General features: G+C 65.6%; 17 protein-coding genes and 1 tRNA gene. 5 read left to right on the forward strand and 13 right to left on the reverse strand.

What is annotated here, in order from left to right; all coding sequences use genetic code 11:
• Window positions 1-255: 255 nt before the first annotated feature.
• Window positions 256-331 (reverse strand) — tRNA-Lys (locus ACSQ3O_RS06775).
• 87 nt (window positions 332-418) lie between these two features.
• On the reverse strand, window positions 419-1,303 hold the full coding sequence (locus ACSQ3O_RS06780) for an NAD(P)-dependent oxidoreductase (protein WP_436138292.1): 885 nt from the start codon (window positions 1,301-1,303) through the stop codon (window positions 419-421).
• 147 nt (window positions 1,304-1,450) lie between these two features.
• On the opposite strand from ACSQ3O_RS06780, the gene ACSQ3O_RS06785 reads away from it, so the two are divergent.
• Window positions 1,451-2,332: an alpha/beta hydrolase gene (locus tag ACSQ3O_RS06785; protein ID WP_436138293.1), complete on the forward strand. Its 882-nt coding sequence runs from the start codon at window positions 1,451-1,453 to the stop codon at window positions 2,330-2,332.
• A gap of 55 nt (window positions 2,333-2,387) precedes the next feature.
• Here ACSQ3O_RS06785 and ACSQ3O_RS06790 read toward each other — a convergent pair whose 3' ends face one another.
• Both ACSQ3O_RS06790 and ACSQ3O_RS06795 read right to left on the reverse strand, forming a co-directional pair.
• The gene (locus ACSQ3O_RS06790) at window positions 2,388-3,365 is read right to left on the reverse strand and encodes a GMP reductase (RefSeq protein WP_137746096.1); all 978 of its coding nucleotides are present in this window, start codon (window positions 3,363-3,365) and stop codon (window positions 2,388-2,390) included.
• Window positions 3,366-3,625: 260 nt separating this feature from the next.
• Window positions 3,626-4,333: a hypothetical protein gene (locus tag ACSQ3O_RS06795; protein ID WP_436138294.1), complete on the reverse strand. Its 708-nt coding sequence runs from the start codon at window positions 4,331-4,333 to the stop codon at window positions 3,626-3,628.
• Window positions 4,334-4,377: 44 nt separating this feature from the next.
• On the opposite strand from ACSQ3O_RS06795, the gene ACSQ3O_RS06800 reads away from it, so the two are divergent.
• Both ACSQ3O_RS06800 and ACSQ3O_RS06805 read left to right on the forward strand, forming a co-directional pair.
• The gene (locus tag ACSQ3O_RS06800; protein ID WP_436138295.1) at window positions 4,378-6,831 is read left to right on the forward strand and encodes a UvrD-helicase domain-containing protein; all 2,454 of its coding nucleotides are present in this window, start codon (window positions 4,378-4,380) and stop codon (window positions 6,829-6,831) included.
• Window positions 6,832-7,377, forward strand: coding sequence for an AAA family ATPase (locus ACSQ3O_RS06805; RefSeq protein ID WP_436138296.1), 546 nt, complete (start codon window positions 6,832-6,834; stop codon window positions 7,375-7,377).
• 196 nt (window positions 7,378-7,573) lie between these two features.
• Here ACSQ3O_RS06805 and ACSQ3O_RS06810 read toward each other — a convergent pair whose 3' ends face one another.
• From ACSQ3O_RS06810 to ACSQ3O_RS06850, 9 genes are all read right to left on the reverse strand, one after another.
• Entirely contained in the window at window positions 7,574-8,710 is a 1,137-nt protein-coding gene (locus ACSQ3O_RS06810; protein ID WP_436138297.1) for a DUF1513 domain-containing protein, read from the reverse strand.
• A complete protein-coding gene (locus ACSQ3O_RS06815; protein WP_436138298.1) occupies window positions 8,700-9,812 on the reverse strand; it encodes an imelysin family protein in 1,113 nt (370 codons plus the stop codon). The genes ACSQ3O_RS06810 and ACSQ3O_RS06815 overlap by 11 nt, the downstream gene beginning before the upstream one ends.
• Window positions 9,809-11,290 carry a di-heme oxidoredictase family protein gene (locus ACSQ3O_RS06820; protein ID WP_436138299.1) on the reverse strand — a complete coding sequence of 494 codons (1,482 nt, stop codon included), beginning with the start codon at window positions 11,288-11,290 and terminating at the stop codon, window positions 9,809-9,811. The genes ACSQ3O_RS06815 and ACSQ3O_RS06820 overlap by 4 nt, the downstream gene beginning before the upstream one ends.
• A gap of 2 nt (window positions 11,291-11,292) precedes the next feature.
• Window positions 11,293-12,498, reverse strand: coding sequence for an imelysin family protein (locus ACSQ3O_RS06825; protein WP_436138300.1), 1,206 nt, complete (start codon window positions 12,496-12,498; stop codon window positions 11,293-11,295).
• A 303-nt stretch (window positions 12,499-12,801) separates the two neighbouring features.
• The gene (locus ACSQ3O_RS06830) at window positions 12,802-14,751 is read right to left on the reverse strand and encodes a PhoX family protein (protein WP_436138301.1); all 1,950 of its coding nucleotides are present in this window, start codon (window positions 14,749-14,751) and stop codon (window positions 12,802-12,804) included.
• Between the two features lie 260 nt (window positions 14,752-15,011).
• A complete protein-coding gene (locus tag ACSQ3O_RS06835) occupies window positions 15,012-15,827 on the reverse strand; it encodes an iron dicitrate transport regulator FecR (protein WP_436138302.1) in 816 nt (271 codons plus the stop codon).
• Window positions 15,781-16,629 (reverse strand): BPSS1780 family membrane protein, encoded by an 849-nt coding sequence (locus ACSQ3O_RS06840; protein ID WP_436138303.1) that lies wholly within the window; start codon window positions 16,627-16,629, stop codon window positions 15,781-15,783. Before ACSQ3O_RS06840 ends, ACSQ3O_RS06835 begins: the two co-directional genes overlap by 47 nt.
• Before the next feature lie 254 nt (window positions 16,630-16,883).
• Window positions 16,884-17,834 carry a homoserine kinase gene (locus ACSQ3O_RS06845; protein WP_436138304.1) on the reverse strand — a complete coding sequence of 317 codons (951 nt, stop codon included), beginning with the start codon at window positions 17,832-17,834 and terminating at the stop codon, window positions 16,884-16,886.
• 100 nt (window positions 17,835-17,934) lie between these two features.
• Window positions 17,935-18,294 carry a hypothetical protein gene (locus ACSQ3O_RS06850; protein ID WP_137746107.1) on the reverse strand — a complete coding sequence of 120 codons (360 nt, stop codon included), beginning with the start codon at window positions 18,292-18,294 and terminating at the stop codon, window positions 17,935-17,937.
• 64 nt (window positions 18,295-18,358) lie between these two features.
• Here ACSQ3O_RS06850 and polA point away from each other — a divergent pair, with 64 nt between their 5' ends.
• The gene (polA, locus tag ACSQ3O_RS06855; RefSeq protein ID WP_436138305.1) at window positions 18,359-21,157 is read left to right on the forward strand and encodes a DNA polymerase I; all 2,799 of its coding nucleotides are present in this window, start codon (window positions 18,359-18,361) and stop codon (window positions 21,155-21,157) included.
• Between the two features lie 282 nt (window positions 21,158-21,439).
• Window positions 21,440-22,321, forward strand: a complete 882-nt coding sequence (locus ACSQ3O_RS06860; RefSeq protein ID WP_436138306.1) for a hypothetical protein — start codon at window positions 21,440-21,442, stop codon at window positions 22,319-22,321.
• The last annotated feature ends 4 nt before the right edge of the window (window positions 22,322-22,325 follow it).

Raw genomic sequence — 22,325 nt, forward strand, 5'->3', positions numbered from 1 at the left:
CCGCGCCACACGAGGCCGCAACCTTTTGCGGCGGCAGTGTGGAGAGCGGGGAGGTGGGCCGTCTCGCGGGAGACGCATTCGTTGCCGCCTGGGGAAGGCGGACACCAAGGCCGTGTGGCCCGGAGGTCAGAGCATGCACCTGCAGGTGTCCGGGCGGTGCGCGCGGATTGGCTGCGAGACTGGGGCAGTCGTTCTGAAAACAAAAAAGCCTGCTACTTATAGGTAGCAGGCTTTATGTGCCTTGCGGCTTAGATTTGGTGGGTCCTGAGTGACTCGAACACTCGACCTACGGATTAAGAGTCCGCTGCTCTACCAACTGAGCTAAGAACCCAAATCTTTTTAAAATCTGTCTGCGTTGCTGCAGAGCCTCGAATTATGCACTAATTTTTTGGCTCTTGGCAAGTCGCGCCAAAAAATTTCACGGCATCGCGTTGCGGCTGGCGAGTTCGACGAAGAGACCGCTGTGGTCCAGATCGCCCAGGCCATGCTCGACGCCGTCGGCATAGAGCGCCTCGAACAGTGCGGTGATGGGGGCATCGAAGCCTGTCTCGTGGGCCGTGGCCATGGCGTTGCGCATGTCCTTGAGCTGCACGGCCATACGGCCCCGGGGGGCGAAGTCGCGCTCCACCATGCGCTGGCCATGCAGCTGCAGGATGCGGCTGTCGGCAAAGCCGCCACTGATGGCCTCACGGACCTTGGCCATGTCGGCCCCGCCCTTGGCGGCAAACAGCAGCGCCTCGGCCACGGCGCCAATCGTGATGCCCACGATCATCTGGTTGGCCAGTTTGGCCAGTTGCCCCGCGCCATGGGGGCCCACATGGGTGGCGCGGCCCAGGGAAGCGAACACGGCCTGGGCCCGCTTGAAGTCTTCGGGGCGGCCGCCCACCATGATGGCCAGGGTGCCCGCTTCGGCGCCCACGGTGCCGCCGGAGACCGGGGCATCCAGGTGCGCTACACCCAGCTCCCCCAGGCGCGCGGCATGGTCGCGCGCTTCGCTGGGCTGGATGGAGGCCATGTCGATGAACAGGCTGCCTTTGCGCATGGCCCGGGCAGCGCCCAGGTCAAACAGCACCTGGCCGACCACGGGGCCGTTTTCGAGCAGGCTGATCACGATGTCGGCGCCTTGTACGGCTTCAGCCGGGGTATTGAGCACGGCGATGCCGTGGGAGGCCAGGGGTTCGGCCTTGGCGCGGGTGCGGTTCCAGGCCCGCACCTGGTGGCCCGCTTCGCTCAGGCGGCGGGCCATGGGCAGTCCCATCATGCCAATGCCGAGAACGGCGATGTGCAGGGGTGTAGTGGTCATGGCGTGCTTCTTTTTTGCTGGGATAAAAAGATGTCTCTGCTGCCATCATGTGCCTTTTTGGTGCATCAGCCTGTCACGGAGCTTGCAGCCTGGGGCGAATGCAAAGATGATGGCCCAAGCTGCTTTTGCCCCAAGGAGACACAGCCCATGACCTTGCCCCTGAACGACCCGGCCTGGCTGGAGCGCATGTACAACAACCGTGCGTTGGTTCCTGATCACATGGACTACCTCCAGCGCTGGGCCCGCGATTCCGCGCAGGTCCGCGCGCAGGCGCCATGTGTGCTGGATGTGGCGTATGGCACGGGCACTGGGGAAACACTGGACATTTTCCCGTCCACGCGGGCCGCCGGTGCCCCGGTGCCGGTGCTGGTGTTCATCCACGGCGGCTACTGGCGGGCCCTGGACAAATCCGACCATTCTTTCATCGCCCCCCCGTTCACCCAGGCGGGCTTCTGTGTGGTGGTAGTCAACTACGCCCTGTGCCCGGGCACGCCCGAGGCACCGGTCACCATTCCCCACATCGTGCGGCAGATGGAAAAAGCGGTGGCCTGGGTGGCGCGCCATATCGAGGCCCATGGTGGGGATGCCCGGCGCATCACCGTGGCCGGGCACTCGGCGGGCGGGCACCTGGCGGCCATGCTGCTGACCAGTGTGTGGCCGCTGATCGGCGCGGGTTTGCCGGACGGCCTGGTGCGCAATGCGCTGTCGATTTCGGGGCTGCATGACCTGGAGCCCTTGATGCACACCCCTTTTCTGCAGGAGGCGCTGCACCTGACCGACCAGCATGTGCTGCAGGACAGCCCAGCGCGCCTGCTGGCGCCCGAGCACGGCATTCTTTACTGCGTGGCGGGCGGGGACGAGAGCGAGGAATTCCACCGCCAGAATGGCCTGGTGCAGCAGGCCTGGGGTGTGCACTCGGTGCCGCGCTGCCAGGTGCTGCCGGGGCTGCACCATTTCAGCATCCTCGACACCCTGGCGCAGCCCGGCAAGGACCTGCACCACATGGCGCAGAACCTGCTGCGCATGTAGCGCCTGTCAGCTGAGCGGGCCGTGGCGCGGCGCACGGCCCCGGCTGGCGCAGGCTCTACATCAGCAGGTGCTCGCCCGCGTTGTCGCCGCCCAGGATCACGTAGTTCACCTTGCGGATGTCCATCAGCTTCTTGCCCCCGGCGTAGCTGATGGAGCTTTGCACGTCCTGCTCCATCTCGATGAGCGTGTTGGCGAGCTGGCCCTTGATCGGCTCCAGGATGCGCTTGCCTTCGACATGCTTGTACTCGCCCTTGTTGAAGTCGCTAGCCGAGCCGTAGTACTCCTTGTAGAGCGCGCCATCCACTTCCACCGTCTGTCCGGGCGATTCCTCGTGGCCTGCAAACAGCGAGCCAATCATCACCATGCTGGCGCCAAAACGGATGCTCTTGGCGATGTCTCCATGGCTGCGGATGCCGCCGTCGGCAATGATGGGCTTGGTCGCCACGCGGGCGCACCACTTCAGGGCTGACAGCTGCCAGCCGCCCGTGCCAAAACCGGTCTTGAGCTTGGTGATGCACACCTTGCCCGGGCCCACGCCTACCTTGGTGGCGTCAGCGCCCCAGTTCTCCAGGTCGATGACGGCCTCGGGCGTGGCCACGTTGCCCGCGATCACGAAGGATTGGGGCAACTTCTCCTTGAGGTAGCCGATCATGTTCTTCACGCTGTCGGCATGGCCGTGGGCGATATCGATGGTGATGTACTCGGGCGTGAGGCCCAGTGCCACCAGTTGGTCCACCGTGTCGTAGTCGGGCTGCTTCACGCCCAGCGAGATGGAGGCATAGCAGCCCTGCGCGTGCATGTCCTTCACGAACTGGACGTTGTCCAGGTCAAAGCGGTGCATCACGTAGAAGTAGCCGTTCTTCGCCATCCAGGTGCAGATTTTTTCGTCCACCACCGTTTTCATGTTGGACGGCACCACGGGCAGGCGGAACGAGCGCCCGCCCAGCTCCACGCTGGCGTCGCATTCCGAGCGGCTTTCCACCCGGCACTTGCGCGGCAGCAAAAGGATGTTGTCGTAGTCGAAGATTTCCATGAGATTCCAAGCTCCTTTGAAAGGCGCTGCCAAACCATTTCAGCAGCCTGGGGCGCTTGGCTTGGGACCGGCTTGGTTTGTGGGCGGGGCCGTGGTGGCCGCTCCGAACCCCGCAATGCGCGGGCACAAAAAACCGGGCGACAAGAAACTTGGGCCCGGTGATTGATTCTACCCGCCTGGGTGGCAGACCCTATAACGCAGGCGGTATTACCGGTATTACCGGTATTGCCTGCACCACTGGCGCTGACGGTGCCGTGTTGTCACCGGCAGCGGGACTGTGCGGTGGCTACCACATGGCCCTGGGCGTCCTGCACCCAGCCCACCAGGCGCAGGCGTTCTGGCTTGGCGCCCTCGGGGATGCGCATCGGGCGCATCTCCTGCTGCTTGAATCGCTCTGTTTTTGGTAGCGAATTGCCCTTATCCCATGTGCCGGAAAGCATGTTTCTGACCACATTTCTGGGCGCTGCAGTGCCATCGGTCCCGGCGGGCACGGATTCGACCAGCACCAGGTGAAAGCGCCAGGGGCCCTGCTGCCCGGTGCCGCGCGCCGGGGTGAAGGTGATGGCTGCGCCTGCATAGTCGTTGAACGTCGGGCCCTGGGCCACGCGCAGTTGCGCAGGGGCCGCTGATTCAAGGGCAGTGATGTGCACGTCGGTGCGCGCAGGCACGGGGCGGGCCAGCGTGTCCAGGCGCGCCAAAGCATCGGTGGTGGCGGCGGCCGACAGGGGCGCATCGTCGCCCAGGGCGCCAGGCACGATCCAGTCCAGCACCACGGCCTGGCCCTGCGCGGAAGGGGCGGGGGCGGCCGGGTCGGTCCAGCAGGCCTCGCAGTCGGCGTTGATGAACCGCTCGAACACCACCGCAGGCCGGGGCACGCCGTCGCTGCTGCAATTGGCCTGGGCCCAGGCGCCGGGGGCGGAAGAAAGGGCTAGCAGCAGGCTGGTCAGGGCGGGGGCAATGTTTTTCATGGGCAGAAGGGGCAGGGGTGGGGGGCGCTTTCTACAATGTCCGGATGTTCCCACAAGACCTGTTTCCGGGTGCGCCGTCGCCTTCCCCCGCCGGTGCCGGCCCGGCCCCTTCGCATTTGTCCCCCCTGCTGCAGAACCTGAACGACGAGCAACTCGCCGCCGTCACGCTGCCCGCAGGCCACGCGCTCATCCTGGCGGGGGCGGGCTCGGGCAAGACGCGGGTGCTCACCACCCGCATCGCCTGGCTGCTGCAAAACGGCCACGCCACGCCCGGCGGCATCCTGGCCGTCACGTTTACCAACAAGGCCGCCAAAGAGATGGTGGCCCGCCTGTCGGCCATGCTGCCCGTCAACGTGCGCGGCATGTGGATCGGCACCTTCCACGGCCTGTGCAACCGCTTGCTGCGTGCCCACCACAAGGCGGCGGGCCTGGCGCAGACCTTCCAGATCCTCGACACGCAAGACCAGCTCTCGGCCATCAAGCGCCTGTGCAAGCAGCACAACGTGGACGATGAGCGCTTTCCGCCCAAGCAGCTCGCGTACTTCATCGCCAACTGCAAGGAAGAAGGCCTGCGCCCCGCCAACGTGGAGGCGCACGACAGCGATGCGCGCAAGAAGGTCGAGATTTACCAGCTGTACGAAGAACAATGCCAGCGCGAAGGCGTGGTGGACTTTGGTGAGCTGATGCTGCGCAGCTACGAGCTGCTGCGCGACAACGACCCGATCCGCGAGCACTACCAGCGCCGGTTCCAGCACATCCTGGTGGACGAGTTTCAGGACACCAACAAGCTGCAGTACGCCTGGCTCAAGCAGCTGGCGGGCAACGACGTGGGCGGGCGCTACGAGGCACGCGGCAGCGTGATCGCCGTGGGCGACGACGACCAGAGCATCTACGCGTTTCGCGGCGCGCGCGTCGGCAACATGACCGACTTTGTGCGCGAGTTTGACGTGCAGCGCCAGATCAAGCTGGAGCAGAACTACCGTAGCTACAGCAACATCCTCGACTCGGCCAACCACCTCATCAGCCACAACAGCCGCCGCCTGGGCAAGAACCTGCGCACCACGCAGGGCGCGGGCGAGCCCGTGCGTGTGTACGAGGCCAGCTCCGACCTGGCCGAGGCGCAGTGGATGGTGGACGAGATCAAGCAGCTGGTGCGCAGCGATGGCTTTGAGCGCAAAGAGATTGCCGTGCTCTACCGCAGCAATGCGCAAAGCCGGGTGATCGAATCGGCGCTGTTCAATGCCAGCGTGCCCTACCGCGTGTACGGCGGCCTGCGCTTTTTTGAGCGTGCCGAAATCAAGCACGCGCTGGCGTATTTGCGCCTCTTGGAGAACCCACACGACGACACCAGCTTCATGCGCGTCGTCAACTTCCCGCCACGCGGCATCGGCGCGCGCAGCATCGAGGTGCTGCAAGACGCCGCCCGCGCCGCAGGCTGCTCGCTGCACGATGCGGTGAGCGCCGTGCCCGGCAAGGCGGGCGCCAACCTGGGCGCATTTGTCGCCATGGTCGATGTGCTGCGGGAGCAGACGCAGGGGCTGAACCTGCGCGGCATCATTGAGCAGATGCTCGAATCCACGGGCATGGTCGAGCACTTCCGCACCGAAAAGGAAGGCGCCGATCGCATCGAGAACTTGCAGGAACTCGTCAACGCCGCCGAGAGCTTTGTCACGCAAGAAGGCTTTGGCCGCGACGCCGTGGCCCTGCCGCTGGATGAGCACGGCACGCCGCTCACCCAAAGTTCCGTCAGCCAAGGGCTGGACCCGAACGCGCCCGTGCTCGACGAACCCCTCAAACCTGCCGTGCCGGGCATCGTGGACGCCGACACCGGCGAAACCCTCTCGCCCCTGGCCGCGTTCCTCACCCACGCTGCGCTGGAGGCGGGCGACAACCAGGCCCAGGCCGGGCAGGACGCCGTGCAGCTCATGACCGTGCACGCCAGCAAGGGCCTGGAGTTTGACGGCGTGTTCATCGGCGGCATGGAGGAGGGCCTGTTCCCGCACGAGAACTCTGCCAACGACCGCGACGGCCTGGAGGAAGAGCGCCGCCTGATGTACGTGGCCATCACCCGCGCGCGCAAGCGCCTGTATTTGAGCCATTCGCAAACGCGCATGCTGCACGGCCAGACGCGCTACAACATCAAGAGCCGGTTCTTCGACGAGCTGCCCGAAGCCGCGCTCAAGTGGATCACGCCCAAGCAGCAGGGCTTTGGCTCGTATGCTCCTAATATGGGAGCTTCAAACCCATATGCAGCAGGCGGAAGAGGCAGTTTTGGCTTGAAGTCAGAGACCTTTGCCAGCCCCCCAGTGCCCGTGCAGAAGGCCGCGCCCTCGCACGGCCTGCGCGTGGGCATCGCCGTGTTCCACACCAAGTTTGGTGAAGGCAAGGTGCTGGCCATCGAAGGCCAGGGCGACGATGCGCGCGCGCAGGTCAGCTTTCCGCGCCACGGCACGAAGTGGCTGGCGTTGTCGGTGGCCAAGTTGACGGTGGTGGACTGAATGGGCGGGCCCAGCGCACCGGCCTTGGTGGTGCTGGGCGGATTGCCCGGCGTGGGCAAGAGCACCGTGGCCCGCGCGCTGCTGGCGCAGTGGCAGGCGGTGTACCTGCGCATCGACACCATCGAACAGGCGCTGCGCGATTCCGGCGCCGAGGTTGGCACCGCAGGCTACCGGGTGGCCTATGCGTTGGCGCGGACCCAGTTGGCGCAAGGCCTGCCGGTGCTGGTGGACGGTGTGAACCCTTTGCCGGTGACTCGCGAGGCCTGGCACAGCGTGGCCCGTGGCGTACCGGTGCCGTGGCTGGATGTGGAGGTGGTCTGCTCGGACCTGGCAGAGCACCAGCGCCGCGTCGAGACCCGCAGCAGCGACATTCCCGGGCTCACGCCGCCTCACTGGCAAGCCGTGCAGCAGCATGACTACGCGCCCTGGCCTGCATTGCAGGCCGCGCGTTGTGTGGTAGACACCGCGCGCATGGCGCCGGAGCAGGTTGCGGCCGAGGTGTTGGCTGCGTTGCGGCGGCGCCAGCTTGATACGTCCGGTGAATAGGTCGCCCGTAGCTCGGGTTCGCTCACGAGGGCCTGACCTGGCGGAGCACCAGGGGGCGCGTGGGCGGTGATGTCGGGTCACGCTGCGCCAACCCGACCTGCGGGTGCGCAGCACCTGGGTGGGGCTTGTTTGCTTCTCTTTTGATAGCTAATAGCGCTTGTCCATAGCGCGGAAAAGCCAGTTTTTCCTTGAAATTTCAGCCTTGCAGCACCACCCAGTGGTTGTCCAGCCGCGCGCCTTGCAACCTTGTCCCATGCGGATGCGCCAGCGGTGCCGCAGCCTGCGCGTTCTGCAGGCTGCTTGCCAGGCCGCCTGCCCACAGCGCGCCGCTGCGCACGGCCAGCGGGCACACCTCGGGCAGCGGCACCAGGCCTTGCCAGTCGCCGTGCAATGAAAACGTGGCGATGCCATGGGCACGCGGGCAGCTCACCGCCCAGCCAGTGGGGGTGGCGGCCATGCTGCCGCCGTAGCCGCGCAGGCTCTGGGCCACAGGTTCTGGTGCGGCCACACCGCGCAGCGTGGTGCCGTCGAACAGTGCGAGCACGGGCGCCGCATTCTTGACCGCAGGGTTGTCGTGTTCGGCCTGCAGGGCGATGCCCAGGGTGGTGCCGTCGGGGCTCCAGGCCAGGTGGCGCAGGCTCAGGCGTGGGTCCTGCAGGCGCCATTGGCCCAGCAGGTGGCCGGTGCGGGCATCGAGCCGCACGAGTGACGGGTCCATCGCGCCCAGGTCGCGTTTGACGCGGCCGGTTTCGGGGGCGGTGGGCACGCCGCCGTTGGCGACGATGAGGGTGGGCACGCCGCCGTGTGGAGTGCGCAGGTCCCAGATCAGCTCGTGCGCGTCGATGCCGTGGGTGGGCCAAGCGGCGATGGCAGCGAGCGTGCGGGTGTCGCGCACCACGATCCAGCTCGCACCCGTCTCGGCATCGGTTTCGGTGGTGTACAGCCGCTGGCCGTCGGCACTGGCCAACACATGGCCGTTGAAGGAACGCTCGCCCTCTTGCCACAGCCATTGCGGCTTGGCGCGGCGGTCGGGATGCCAGCGCACCAGCCAGTCGCCAGGGCGGCGGGCGGTGGCAATCACCGACCCGTCGGGCAACACACACAGGCCATGTGCGCGGGTCGGCACTTCCAGCACAGCGTGGATCTGCAGCGCCTGCCCGGCGCCGTCTTGCGTGGACAGCACACCGATGTGGAAACTGCCCTGGTGTTCCCACGCGGCCGCCAGGTGCACACGATCACCTGTGTTGGCGAAGGCTGCTCTGGGGGCGATCACGCAGGCGCCCAGGCCCGCGAGAGCGGCCAACGCTTGGCGGCGGTGCAGGTCAGTCGCCATCGGCGTCCGAGAACCCAATGCTCACCTGCAGCGCGGGCGCCACTTCGGATTCGGCCAGGAACTTCAGCGCGGCCAGGTCGCGCGCGGTTTGCTGGATGGCGGCCTTGTCCTTGATGCCGTTCTTTTGCACCTGCGCCAGCGATGCATCGACCTTGTCCGTGGCCCGGCGCAGCCTGTCGGCCAGCGGGTTCAGGCCCTTGCCGCGCAGGTACATCTCGAGCGGCACCAGGGCCTCGCCGGCGGCGGGGATGTCGGCGCTGGCGGGCAGGGTGGTCACGCTGCGCAGGCCGTCCCAGGTAGCGGCCCAGGCGGCCAGCGTGTTGCCGCTGGCGGTGCGGGGGTAGTCGGGCGTGCGGGCGCCAGATCCCGACCCGGCGGCGCGCAGCGGCTTGTCCATCTGCGCCCAGCGCAGGCGCTCGATGCCGCCCACCCACTGGTTCACGAATTCGCTGATGGCCTGTGTGGAGCGTTCCTGCTCGTCCTCGGCGCCCCAGTCGGTGCCCGAGGCATCGGCAAAGGCTTTTTCGAGCGCGGCGGATTCCCGGGCCAGGTCCTGCGCCACCTCGTGGGCGTAGCTGCAGGCGGGGCTGCCGGGCTGGGCCGGGCGTGTCCACAGCAGCCATTCCAGCGCGGGCAGGCCCTTGGCGGGCGTGCCGATGCGCTCGAACGCCCTGGCGCCCTGGGGCTGGGCGGCGATGGCCTTGTCGATGAGCACCGGGCGCGTGGGCGCGAAGTCGATGGCGCGCTGGCTGCGGCGGCTGATGACGGGGCCCACGGACACGGCCGCCAACTGCTCCCACGCGCGGGTTGTGGCCTGCCAGGTGCTGCGTGCTGCGCTCAGCGCGGCCTGGCCGTCCGCCGCCGGTGCCTGGCACAGCGCCGCCACAGCGGGCACCAGCGTGCGTGCGCTGCGGTCAAAGTCCTGTGCGCGGGGCAGCGCCCAGTGGCCGTAGATGCCTTGCAGCGCGTGCACCGTGTCGTAGAAGGGCACGGCGTTGCGCTGCCAGGCCGGTGCCGTGGCGGGCACCTGCGCCTGGGCCGCCAGGGGCGCCAGGGCGGCCAGCCAGAGGCTGGTGCGCAGCATGTGTTGAGCGGCTGTCATAGAGATTCCACAAATTTCACCAGCGCATCGCGGTCGGCCTTTTTCATCTTGAGCACCTGGTTTTTGGCCTCTTCGGCCTCGCCTCCGTGCCACAGCACCGCCTCCAGCACGCCACGCGCGCGGCCGTCGTGCAGCAGGCGGGTGTGGCCGTTCACATCCTTGATCAGGCCGGTGCCCCACAGCGGCGGGGTCTTCCACTGGCGGCCGTTGGCGCCAAAGTCGGGGCGGTGGTCGGCCAGCCGCTCACCCATGTCGTGCAGCAGCAGGTCGGTGTAGGGCCAGATGCGCTGGCCGTTCAGCGCTTTGCTGGTCAGCTGCGGGAACGGCCCGCCTTGCGTGATGTAGCTGGGCCGGTGGCAGGTGGCGCACTGGGCTTGCGCAAACAGGGCCTGGCCGCGCAGCACCTGGGCATCGTTCACATTGCGGCGGGCGGGTGGGGCCAGCGTGGCCTGGTAGAAGACCACGTCGGCCAGGGTCTTGTCGTCGATTTCCACGCCGGGCTGGCCCTGCTCACCACCACTTTGGCCGCTGGGGGCGGCCAGGCAGTCCTTCTGCGCGGGCGTGCAGGCCTCTTGCGCAAAGTGGCGCGAGGTGATGCCCATGTCGCCCAAAAACGCACCTCCCGTCTGGTGCGCGATGGTGGCCACATTGGCCTTCCAGCCAAAGCGGCCCAGCATCATGCGGCCCGAGGGGGCATCCCACACCTGGTTGGGGGTGCCCTTGATGGGGCCGGGGGCGGCTGCCTGGTCGGCGGCATTGGCGAGGATGTCGGCCTCGGCAATGGCTTCGAGCAGACCCACGCCGATGATCTGCGGCGCAATGCGCGGGCTTGTCATGACTTGAGGGTGCATGGGGCCGTAGCCCAGGTCGGCAAAGCCGTAGGTGGGCTTTTGCAGTGTGTAGGGCGTACCGTCGGCGAACTTGCCTTTGATGGTGTCGTAGCGCAGGGTCACGCGGCCTTCGGGCTTGACGCCCTGGATGGCCGCGTTGTTGAACTGGTCGCCGTACACCGGGTCGTGTTTGGGCCCGCCGTGCGCGTCGGTGCCAGGGATGGACAGGCGGATCAGCAGTGCGACCGTGGGGTCCTTGGTCTCGCCAAGGCGGTTGAAGATGGCTGGCGGCTCACCGCGCCCGTCCTGCACATGGCAGCCGCCGCAGGACCGCGCAATGAAGTGCGGGCCCAGCCCGTCGCGTGCCTTGGTGGAGGCGGGCGCTTCCACCCAGTTGCGGCGGAAGAACGAGTTGCCGATGACAAAGCGTGTGCGCTCCTCATCGCTGAGGTTGGCGGCGGGGAAGGAAAAGGCATTGCGCCCGGTGGCGAACACGGTGGTCTCGCCGCCGGTCTTCTCACCCTGCGGGTCGGGCTGTGGCGCAGCCGTCAGGGCGCCAAATCCGAGGCCTCCCACGGCGGCGATGCCGATGCTGGCAGCCGCCAGGCGCAGGGCGCGCTGGGGGCGATTGGCTTGTGGTCTCTGCATGCTCAAGGCTGGACCAGGGTGAGCTTGGTGATGCCGATGGCGTTGGCCGCGGCCACCAGGTCCTTGCTTTGCTGCGTAAGGCTGTCGATGGTCTTCTGGATGCGCTGGCGGCCCGGGGCGTCCTTGCCGCCGATGATCTCGCGGTCAAACGGCGCCTGGATGCCTTCGGCGGCAGCCACCGAGGCAGCGATCTGCTTCGTGGCCTTGTCGGCCAGCGCCGCGTCCTTGGCGGCCACCAGGTCGCGCAGCGACGGGCCTTGCAGCACGCTGCCGTCCGCGCGCTTGTACTGGCCCAGCCACACGTTCTGGATGCCCTTCGCGTTGGTCACTGCGTCGCGGTGGGTGTTGTCGGAGAAGCACGAGTGTTCGTCTTCCTGGTCCTGGCTGTTCAGGGCCACTTCCAGGCGCTCGCCGGCCAGTTCGCCGCGCGAGAGCGAGCCCAGGCCCACCAGCATCTTGCGAATCGACTCGTTGCCGCCGCGCATGAACCTGGCGCGGTAGTTGTTCTTGGCGTCGGGTGCCCAGGCCTTCACCAGCGCGGTGAGGTCGTCGATGAGCAGGTCGGTCACCACGTTCAGGTACTGGCGGCGTCGGTCGGCATTGGGGGCCTTGCCATCCACAAAGTCTTCAAAGTTGCGGTCGCCCGGGCCGGTGTCCGACAGGTCCTGCCCCCACAGGAAGAACTCGATGGCGTGCCAGCCGGTGGCAATGTTCTCCTCGCCACCGCGCTCGTTCTGGGCCGACAGGCTCTTCTTGGTGATGGCGAACTTGCGGTTGTTGACCAGGCCAGCGTTGGCCTTGCCCTGCACGCTGTCCACAAAGGATTCATCCATGGGCCAGGCATTGATGCGGCCTTCGGGGCCGTTGTCGTTGTCGATGGGGCCGCCATAGAAGCGGAAGGCCTCGGTCTGGCCATAGAACTCGCGCGCGGCCAGCCACTTCGTGCGGGCGTCGGCCAGGGTCTCGGCCGATGGCTTGGCTGTGAAGGCTGCCACCGCTTCGCGCAGCGCCTGGGCGCTGGCCAGCGCGTCGCTGTAGTTGGCATGCACGAGCTGGGCATAGTGTGTGGCCACGGTGTGGGCGGTGGCCGCATTGGCCGTGCTTGCCCCAGGCGTTGCTTCTCCCGCCTGGGCCAGTGCCTGGGGCGCCAGAAAGCCTGTGGCCAACAAGGCAGCCAGTACGGCGGCGGGAGCAAAGGTGGGGTTCATGCGCGGTCTCCTGTGATCGGTGAAAGGGCGGGCCTTGCCACACATCGCAGGGGTGTGGCCGTGGTACGCGGTGGTGTGGGCGGGGAGCCCTTGGGGGTGGCGGCGGGCCCAGATAACTTGAGCGCTGGCTGTTTTAATTATACGAATGAGATTGATTTCTATTAACTATTGTCAAGAGGAGTGCGGGGTATTTGCGCCGGGTGTGCCCGCCATCCCGTGCAGCGCCAACAACAACGGGGCCTCGAAGGGCCCCGTTGTTGTTGTGGGCGGCGTGCTGTGAAGCAGCTCGCCGGTGTTTGGCCTTTAGACCTTGGCCAGGGCGGGCTGCTTGATGGCACCCGTGAGGTAGCCCACGGCCGCGCCAGCCTTGTTCTTGTAGTTGGCCTTGATCAGCGGATCCAGCGTGTCCTTCACCACGCTGTGAATCGAACCCCAGTCTCCTGCGTGCTGGAAGTTGCTCATGATGTAGGTCCAGCCGTTGATCTCGTCCACGGCATGCAGGCCCGTGGATTCGCCACCCGCTGGGATGGACATGATGCGCGATAGCTGCTTGGTGTCTACGTTGTAGGCCCACAGGAAGTTGTTCACGTGCTGGCCGCTGTCCTCGCCAATGAACAGGGTCCGCATCTTCTCGGAGAACTTCAGGTTGTCCGGGTTGGCGATGGTGTTGGGGTTGGCGGTGTTGCCCAGCGCATCGGCCGCGATGTCTTCACCGGCCAGCAGGGCCTTGGTGTCCACGGGCATCCACTCGCTGTTGATGGTGGCACCGGCCGTGTCCTTCTGTCCGCCCTTGAGGTTCAGTGCCATCACGGCACCGGCCACTAGCTGCTTGGGCACCGAGATACCGTTGCCGGGGACGTTGGCTGCGTTGCCGGCCACCATGGAGGACTGGATGTTCTGCAGCGCAGAGTAGGCCACCTTGTCCTTGATGTTGACGGTGGTGCCTTCCATCTTGGTGAAGCCCAGGCTGGCGCCCAGGAAGGCGGCGTAGCGATGTGTTTCGAGGAAGGCGGCGGCCTTTTCCATGCCGGCATTGATCTTGATCCACTCGGTCTTGCCGTTGGCCACGATCTTGGTGTAGCTGGCGTCGGCCGGGTCTGCGCTCTTGACGGTCATGATGTCCGTGGGCTTGAGCGTGTTGGCCAGGTTCTCGATCTCGGCGCTGGTGGCCGAGCCCATCTTGATCCAGGTCAGCGGTGCAGCCGCCGTGGCCTTGGGATCGATGGAGAAGCCGGCGCCCACCTTGGCCACGTACAGCGTGCCGGACGACAGATCCTTTTCCTTGTCGGCCACGAACACGAAGTAGCCGCTGTTGGTGGCGTCGTCACCCATCAGCGCGGTGCGGTTGTCGGGCATGACCTGCACCAGCTCGTGCGAGATGCGGCCCATGCAGTAGTGCTTCTTGATGCTGCCCGTGCCATCGGCGTTCACCGTGACTTCGGGCATGTGGCCGTAGTGGTAGGGGTTGGCGGTGGCTTCATCGCCGTACAGATTTTTGCTGTAGGCCTTGAACATGGCGTTGCTGGCGATGCTGAAGGCATCGGGCTCGTATTCTTCACTCGACAGATGGGTGCCCCAGGGCGAGAGGCTGGCGCCGCAGGTGATCCACAGGCCGTGCACCTTGGAGGTGTCTACGTTGTGGTACTTCACCAGGCTGAGCTTGCCTGTGGCGGGGTCCTGGTCCAGTGTGAGCACGGCGATGGGCGAAGGCAGCTTGCCGTACATGTCGGTCTTGCCGTCTTGTGCCCAGGTGGTGTATTCGAACTGCACCACGGCAAACACTGCTTTGCCCTTGAGGCCCGTGACAGTGGGGTTGGCCACGGTGAGCAGCGAGGTGCCATCGGGAGCATCCGAGAAGAAATGGCGTTCGCTGCCCGCCACCGTGCTGTCGATGATGGGCTTGTTGTTGATGTCGTAGTAGCCGCCCGACAGGATCTTTCCACCCTTGCCATCTGCCACCAGGTCGCCCGTCACGAAGAAGGGCTGGTATGCCAGCTGGTAGGACTGCACGGAGTCATCGCTGAGTTTGATGTTCAACGTGGAGCCCACCGTGGTTGTGGCCATGGCCGCAGCCGACGCCAGCGTGGGTGCCGCCATCGACGTGAAGCTGGCAGACACGTAGCCAAGTGCAGAGTCGCTGCCACCACAGGCAGACAGCAGGGCTGCCGACGCGCTGGCGCTGAGCGGAAGCATGGGAACGCCCGCCAGCAGTTGCAGGGCTTTGCGGCGGGTGGGCATCGTCGGTTGGGTCATTTTGGGGGAGATTTCCAGGTTGGTATGCAAACGATCAGGAAATGCTCAGGCCCGCCGGCGTACCCCATGGCAAGGGGCCGTGGACGGGTGGCATTGATTCCAGCCGCCGATGCTAGAAATGCCCCGTGACAGTGGTTTGACGGTTGTGTGACGGTTTGATGTTGGCGAGGCGGGCAGGCAGGCCAGGGCGTTGTCCGTGCCAAAGCCCGCTCCCCGCCGGCCTGCCTGGTGGCAAGGCACGCGGTGCCTTTGTGGGGGCGTCAGTAGGTGTCGCTGCCGGGCGGCGGGGTCACCGGTTTTGGGGCTGGCGCTGGCACCGATGGGGCCGGAGCGCTGCCGGGTGCCGAATAGTCCATCTGCCCGCGCCCGTCCTTGACGCCTTTGCGTCCCGCTATTTGCCAGGCCGTGCGCTGGCTTACCAGGCCCGCCAGAAACTCCAGCTCTTCGTCGGTGTGGTTGATGGCGCCCGCAGGCGTCAGCAGCCGGCCATTGCGAGGCGTGGGCTCGGCCCAGAAGGCCTGGTGGTAGGACGATTGGCTCACCAGGCTTTCATTGCCTGCCGCCAGGTCCACCGTGCCGTAGCAGTTGCAGAAGTAGCCGCGCATTGCCTGTTCCGGGAAAACTTCGGCATAGACCCCGGTGCCCCGGATTCCGGCTGTGGCGGTGGGCAGCGCGATCTGCCGGTCGGCGCCCTTGCCCCACACGCTGGCCACGGCGCCGCTCAGCACACGCAGCACCTTGACGGCCGTGGGGGTGTCGCTCTCCAGCGCCACACGCGAGTTCTGGCGCACCATGAAGGCGCTGTCGCCCACGGTGAACACGGCGGTCGAGCCTGGGCCGGTCTCGATGCGGTCGTTGGCAGTGATGGTGTGCTGGGCCGTCAGGGGCTCGCCGTTGCGCAGCACATCGCCGCGCAGTTCCACGATGTTGCTGCGGCCCTGCGCCTGGGCGGCCACCCAGCCGCCAGACACCATCCACAGCGCGGCGGCCTGCACGAGGCTGCGCCGCTGGAACCAGGCCAGCTCTTCTTCAGAGCGGCCCTGGAGTTGATGGGGGGGATGGTGGTGTCTTGTCATGGGGCGCCTCGTGCACGGTGGCCGTGGATGGGGGGTCGAAGCAGTCACGGAAGGTGAAGACCACCGACGTGAAAAACATGGCCGCCAACATCATGGCGCCGCCCACCATGATGCCACCGGCCGCCGAGCCAGCAAGCCCCGCCACCGCCAGCAGCGCTGACACGATGCTGACCACCAGGCCGCCGAGCAGGAAAACCCCCAGCCAGCCCAGCCCATAGACCACAAACGCGCCAAAGTTGCGCACACAGGCCACGATGCTGAAAAACAGGGCCTTGACGGGTGGCACACCGTGCCAGTGCACCAGCCCCGGCGCATGCCAGAACAGCAGCGACAGCGGCAAGTACAGAATCATGGACAGCCACATGGCGCTCTGGAAGGCCGGGTCCTGCGCCACCTCTTGCGTCAGCTTGGCGCCGCCCAGGTACACCTGGGCAAACTGCCCGCCGTCGATCAAAGCAGACAGGCCCATCACACCGAGGAAACCCACCGCATACAGCGCGCCCAGCACCAGCATGTCACGCAGTCGCTGGCGGCCAGTGCGAAACGCCACCAGCAATACCGTGGGCATCGGAAACCGCCCCTGCGTGGCCTCGGCGGCTGCCACCATCATGGCCAGCGTGGCCGACGGCAGCAGCGCCAGCGCAATGGCCGGCCCCACCAGGGGCACCATGGTGGCCAGCGACATGGAGGCCATGGTCATGAAGAACAGCGCAGCCAGCGCCATGGGCTGCCGCCAGAACGCCCGGATGCCAAGCTTGACCCAGGCCATGCCAGTGCGGGCGGGGACGATGTGGAGTTTCATTGAATGGGGTGCAGGAGAGGATGGGCCCGCTCAGGGGCTGAGAATTTTTGCGTACAAGGCGAGCGTGGACAACAGATTCTCAGCCTCTCAGGCCGCCTTTGCCACCGCGCCGACGGTGCGAAGGCGCAGGCAGGGCTCGGGCGTGCTGCGGACAATAGGCAAGAGGAAATAGGCGGGAATTTACCCCAGCAGCCCAATTCCGCAGTGGCGCAAGGGCAGGAGGGCCGCCGTGCCCGATGGTGTGGGTCAGAAGATCAGGCGTGTACGGGGTGCGCCACGCGGTTGCGCAGCACGCGCTCGAAGTGCGTGGGGTCGTGCGGCGTGAGCATTGATGCCTCGCGCGGCAGGTAGAAGTCCCACAGGCGCGAGATCCAGAACCGCAGCGCGCCTGCACGCAGCATGGCAGGCAGCAGTTCACGCTCTGCGGCCGTCAGCGGGCGCACGGCCTGGTAGGCGTCCAGCATGCGCGTGGCGCGCTCGGCATCGTGGGTGCCGGTGGGCAGGTCAATACACCAGTCGTTCAGGCACACGGCCAGGTCAAACAGCCAGGTGTCCACACCCGCAAAGTAGAAGTCGAAGAAGCCGGTCAGCTCTTCGCCGTCGAACATCACGTTGTCACGGAACAGGTCGGCATGCACAGGGCCGCTGGGCAGGGCGGCATAGGCCGAACTGGCGGCCACATGGTTCTGGTAGGCCAGCTCGGACCGCAGCAGTGCCGATTGCGCTTCGCCGATATGGGGCAGTACCACGGGCACGGTTTCGTTCCACCAGGGCAGGCCACGCAGGTTGGGCTGGCGGCGCTCAAAGTCGCGCCCCGCCAAGTGCATGCGCGCGAGCATGGTGCCCACAGCAGCGCAGTGGGCACCCTGGGGCGCCAGCTGGCTCTTGCCACGCAGCTTGTTGACCACGGCGGCGGGCTTGCCACACACAGTGTGCAGGATGTCGCCGCTCTTGTCGGCGCGTGGGTCGGGCACAGGCACACCGCCGTGCGCCAGGTGCTTCATCAGGTACAGGTAAAACGGCAGCTGCTCGGCCGTGAGGCGCTCGAACAGCGTGAGCACGAATTCGCCCCGGTCGCTGGTGAGGAAGTAGTTGGTGTTCTCGATACCGCCTTCAATGCCACGCAGCTCTACCAGCTCACCCAGTTGCAAACGGCGCAGCAGCTCGCGCGCCTCGGAGTTGGAGACTTCGGTAAAAACAGCCATCGCTCAGAAGGTATCGAAGAAAAAGAGGGGTTTGGCGGGAAAGCCGGAAGGACAGGGCGGCGCGCTACCGCAGCGGGCAGCAGGCACGGCCGCTACGGTCTCAGAACTTCAGCACGTTCCAGACACGCGGTGCGGTGGTGGTCTCTGCGCCACTGTTGCTGCCCGCACGGCTGCGGGCGCCGTCGGGCGACTGCACTTCGTAGCTGGGCATGCTGCCCGCCTTGGGTTGCACCGAAATCGTCTGCGTTTGCCCGCCGATGCGCAACTCGTCCACACGGCTGCCCGCGTCTTCGACCTGGATGCGCTCGGTGCGCTGGTTGGTGCGGCCCGCAGGCTGCTCTGTATTTGAGAGCGCCTCGCGCTTATCTGTTGCGCCAGGAGGGGCATTTTGGCTTGTATTCTGAGCCAGGACGGTGCTGGAGGCCATGCCCAGCAGCAAGAGGAGGTGAACAGCGCGCATCGGCCGATTGTAGAGCGCTGCCTGGCCGGCGCCGTGGCGCTGCCCAGCCGTGCACAATTGCCGGATGACTGACAAAAAGACCCTGGTGCTGGTGGACGGCTCCAGCTACCTCTACCGCGCCTTCCACGCCATGCCCGACCTGCGGGCCGTTCCCGGCGACCCTGGCAGCCCTGCCACAGGCGCCATTCGCGGCATGATCAACATGATGCAGGCCCTGCGCAAAGAGGTGACGGCCGACTACGCCGTGTGCGTGTTCGACGCCAGCGGCCCCACCTTCCGCGACGCGCTGTACACCGAATACAAGGCCACGCGCTCGCCCATGCCCGACGACCTGCGCAGCCAGATCGAGCCCATCCACGAGGTGGTGGACCTGCTGGGCTGGAAGGTGGTGGCCGTGCCCGGCGTGGAGGCCGACGACGTGATCGCCACCCTGGCCAACGTGGCCGCAGCGCAGGGCATTGAAGTCATTGTGTCCAGCGGCGACAAAGACCTGAGCCAGCTGGTCAACGAGCACATCACCATCATCGACACCATGAGCGGCAAGCGCCGCGATGTGGCGGGCGTGACGGCGGAGTTTGGCGTGCCACCTGCGCTGATGGTGGACTACCAGGCCCTGGTGGGCGACACCGTGGACAACGTGCCCGGCGTGACCAAGGTGGGCCCCAAGACCGCCGCCAAGTGGCTGGAAGAATATGGCTCGCTCGACAACCTGATCGTCAATGCCGACGCCATCAAGGGCGTGGCGGGCAACAACCTGCGCGAGGCGATTGCCAGCGGCCAACTGGCCTTGAGCCGCCAGCTGGTCACCATGAAAACCGACTGTGCGCTGGCAGACTACATCCCCGGCTTGCCCGCGTTTGACGACATCACGCTGGACGCGCCAGACAACACCGGCCTGCTGCCGTTTTACGAAAAATACGGCTTCAAGGGCCTGGCCAGCGCGATCAAGGGTGCAGCGGCCCCCGCCGCTGCCGCCCCCACCGTCGCCATGCCCGGCCAAAGCGGCGATCTGTTTGCCGACCACTCCGCCAGCACCGTGGCCGAAGAGGCCCAGCACCGCACGGTGGTGTACGACACCATCCTGAACTGGGCCGACTTTGACCAGTGGCTGGAGCGCCTGCACAAAGCGCCGCTGGCGGCCATCGACACCGAGACTGACTCCCTCGACGAGATGCGCGCGCAAATCGTCGGCATCAGCTTCAGCGTGCAGCCCGGCGAAGCCGCCTACATCCCCCTGCGCCACGAAGGCCCCGATGCGCCCGCGCAACTGCCGCTGGATGAAGTGCTCGCCCGCCTCAAGCCGTGGCTGCAAGACCCCAAGCACCACAAGCTGGGCCAGCACATCAAATACGACCGCCATGTGTTCGCCAACCACGGCATTGAGGTGCAGGGCTACGCGCACGACACCATGCTGCAAAGCTACGTGCTCGAAGTGCACAAGCCCCACAACCTGACCAGCCTGGCCGAGCGCCACACCGGCCGCAAAGGCATCACCTACGAAGACCTGTGCGGCAAAGGCGCGCACCAGATCCCGTTTGCGCAAGTGCCGGTGGACAAGGCCGCCGCCTACTCGTGCGAAGACTCCGACCAAACTCTGGACGTGCACAACGCCCTGTGGCCCCTGCTGCAGGCGGACGACAAACTGCGCTTCATCTACGAGCTGGAGCTTGCGAGCAGCGAGGCCCTGTACCGCATCGAACGCAACGGCGTGCTGATTGACGCCCCCACGCTGGCCGCGCAAAGCCACGAGCTGGGCCAGCGCATCTTGCAGCTGGAAACCGAGGCCTATGAGATTGCAGGCCAGCCCTTCAACCTGAGCAGCCCCAAGCAACTGGGCGAAATCTTCTTCGACAAGCTGGGCATGCCCGTGGTGAAGAAGACCGCCACCGGCGCCCGCAGCACCGACGAAGAAGTGCTGGAAAAGCTGGCCGAGGACTACCCCCTGCCCGCCAAGCTGCTGGAGCACCGCAGCCTGGTCAAGCTCAAAGGCACCTACACCGACAAGCTCGCGCAGCTGGCGCTGCCACGCACCGGCCGCGTGCACACGCACTACGCGCAGGCCGTAGCCGTCACCGGGCGCCTGTCCAGCAACGACCCCAACCTGCAGAACATCCCCATCCGCACCCCCGAAGGCCGCCGCGTGCGCGAAGCCTTTGTGGCCCCCGCAGGCCGCGTCATTGCGAGCGCCGACTACTCCCAGATCGAGCTGCGCATCATGGCCCACCTGAGCGGCGACCACTCGCTGCTGCACGCCTTCCACGCCGGGCTGGACGTGCACCGCGCCACCGCCGCCGAAGTGTTTGGGGTGGAGGTCGATCAGGTCACCAGCGAGCAACGCCGCTACGCCAAGGTCATCAACTTCGGCCTCATCTACGGCATGAGCAGCTTTGGCCTGGCCAAGAATTTAGGCATCGAAACCAAGGCCGCGGCCGCCTATATCGACAAATACTTCCAGCGCTACCCCGGCGTAAAGCAGTACATGGACGACACCAAGGCCGCCGCCAAGTCCATGGGCTATGTCGAAACCGTGTTTGGCCGCCGCCTGTACCTGCCCGAAATCAACTCCCCCAACGGCCCCCGCCGCGCCGGGGCAGAGCGTGCGGCCATCAACGCCCCCATGCAGGGCACGGCCGCTGACCTCATCAAGCTGGCCATGGTGGCCGTGCAAAAAGAGCTGGACGCGCACAAGCCCAACATCCAAATGATCATGCAGGTGCACGACGAACTGGTGTTCGAACTGCCCGAGGGCGAGGTGGACTGGCTCAAGACCCACATCCCGCGGCTGATGGCGGAAGTTGCGGCGTTGAAGGTGCCGTTATTGGCTGAGGTGGGGGTGGGGGCTAATTGGGATAAGGCGCATTGAGCCGGTGAGTGCGCTCGTTGCAAGCTACTGGACTACTGTTTTCGCCGAACGCACCAAAAGCCATGATTACAGTACCGTTGCAAGCCAGATAGGAAGACTACGTGCGAGACTTATTGTGGGAATAAATGCGTTACTTTGGGTCAGGTGTCCATGAAGGCGAACTGTCACGAGCTGTGGCTCCAGCTCCCCGTCCTGAAGGACTTGCCTGGGCTTTCTCCTCGACAGGACCGGTCAGCGCAAGCAAGAAGCGACTTCCTAGATGCGCTGGGATCTTGTCTGCCATTGTTGGAGCCCACCGTATCGGAGTGCAGCGGGACGTTGGGTCATCCACCAGAAGCAGTGCTGGAAGCGTTTCAACTGCAATCTCCAGGCCCATCTTTGAAAGATGATTGCTTTGTCCGCATTCAAGCTAAATCTGAGGTGATGATCCCCGATGAGTCAATGCCAAAGTCGATCTCGCGAGAGTCTTTAGCGCAACTCATCGGTGCATCAAACTTGCGCGATGCAGTGTCGCGGATGCTTGTACTCACCGAGCTTGCCTATCCCAGTCTGATTGCCGTTGCCGCTGGTCATGTCGTTGGACCCACTGTTGGTACGACCATACGTCTAGAGAAACGGCCCTTGTATTGCCTTGGCGAAGACTCCGAGCCGAAGCTTGAATGGCCGCAATTGCAGACCCTAACCTTCAAGGAGGTCGTCGGTTGGGCAGTGAAGGCTGGATACGATCAAGAGGGTGTAGCGAAAGGCCGCGTGCATCGAGCGTTCGCTGCCTTTACTCACTGTGTTGGACTCTCAGACAGTCGTCTGGGTGAGGTTCTTTTTCGGTCAATGCAAGGGTTAGAAGCCTTCTATTGCGATGGGAACGGCGATCTTAGAAAACAGCTGGATGACAAGTCTCAGCTGTGGTTGGGAAGAATGTCGGCCGGAAATATGAGCATCGGCAAGCTGTACGAGCAGCGCTCAAAGGTCGTCCACGGAAGTGCCTCAATCTCATATTGGCCAGAGATTTTCGATGCCGCGCCTGGCTTCTCTGAAGTGGAGTCAACGCTCTCAGCTGCCGCAGGCTATGCACTACGACTCCTTGTTGCCACTCTTCAAAAGGCAATTCGGCATGGTGTTCATGAAGTCACATGGTCTTACTCGGTGGCAACTGATGCCAACTGATCCA

The organism is Acidovorax sp. LjRoot74 (genome assembly GCF_964254355.1).
In the GTDB taxonomy this organism is placed as follows: Bacteria; Pseudomonadota; Gammaproteobacteria; order Burkholderiales; family Burkholderiaceae_C; genus Acidovorax.

Excerpts from the sequence above, each read along its gene's own strand:
- ACSQ3O_RS06800 (WP_436138295.1), top strand. The coding sequence starts at position 4,378 with ATGTTCCCACAAGACCTGTTTCCGGGTGCGCCGTCGCCTTCCCCCGCC.
- ACSQ3O_RS06850 (WP_137746107.1), bottom strand. The coding sequence starts at position 18,294 with ATGCGCGCTGTTCACCTCCTCTTGCTGCTGGGCATGGCCTCCAGCACC.
- ACSQ3O_RS06780 (WP_436138292.1), bottom strand. The coding sequence starts at position 1,303 with ATGACCACTACACCCCTGCACATCGCCGTTCTCGGCATTGGCATGATG.
- ACSQ3O_RS06785 (WP_436138293.1), top strand. The coding sequence starts at position 1,451 with ATGACCTTGCCCCTGAACGACCCGGCCTGGCTGGAGCGCATGTACAAC.
- polA (WP_436138305.1), top strand. The coding sequence starts at position 18,359 with ATGACTGACAAAAAGACCCTGGTGCTGGTGGACGGCTCCAGCTACCTC.
- ACSQ3O_RS06840 (WP_436138303.1), bottom strand. The coding sequence starts at position 16,629 with ATGAAACTCCACATCGTCCCCGCCCGCACTGGCATGGCCTGGGTCAAG.
- ACSQ3O_RS06820 (WP_436138299.1), bottom strand. The coding sequence starts at position 11,290 with ATGCAGAGACCACAAGCCAATCGCCCCCAGCGCGCCCTGCGCCTGGCG.
- ACSQ3O_RS06790 (WP_137746096.1), bottom strand. The coding sequence starts at position 3,365 with ATGGAAATCTTCGACTACGACAACATCCTTTTGCTGCCGCGCAAGTGC.
- ACSQ3O_RS06810 (WP_436138297.1), bottom strand. The coding sequence starts at position 8,710 with ATGGCGACTGACCTGCACCGCCGCCAAGCGTTGGCCGCTCTCGCGGGC.
- ACSQ3O_RS06830 (WP_436138301.1), bottom strand. The coding sequence starts at position 14,751 with ATGACCCAACCGACGATGCCCACCCGCCGCAAAGCCCTGCAACTGCTG.
- ACSQ3O_RS06805 (WP_436138296.1), top strand. The coding sequence starts at position 6,832 with ATGGGCGGGCCCAGCGCACCGGCCTTGGTGGTGCTGGGCGGATTGCCC.
- ACSQ3O_RS06815 (WP_436138298.1), bottom strand. The coding sequence starts at position 9,812 with ATGACAGCCGCTCAACACATGCTGCGCACCAGCCTCTGGCTGGCCGCC.
- ACSQ3O_RS06835 (WP_436138302.1), bottom strand. The coding sequence starts at position 15,827 with ATGACAAGACACCACCATCCCCCCCATCAACTCCAGGGCCGCTCTGAA.
- ACSQ3O_RS06795 (WP_436138294.1), bottom strand. The coding sequence starts at position 4,333 with ATGAAAAACATTGCCCCCGCCCTGACCAGCCTGCTGCTAGCCCTTTCT.
- ACSQ3O_RS06845 (WP_436138304.1), bottom strand. The coding sequence starts at position 17,834 with ATGGCTGTTTTTACCGAAGTCTCCAACTCCGAGGCGCGCGAGCTGCTG.
- ACSQ3O_RS06825 (WP_436138300.1), bottom strand. The coding sequence starts at position 12,498 with ATGAACCCCACCTTTGCTCCCGCCGCCGTACTGGCTGCCTTGTTGGCC.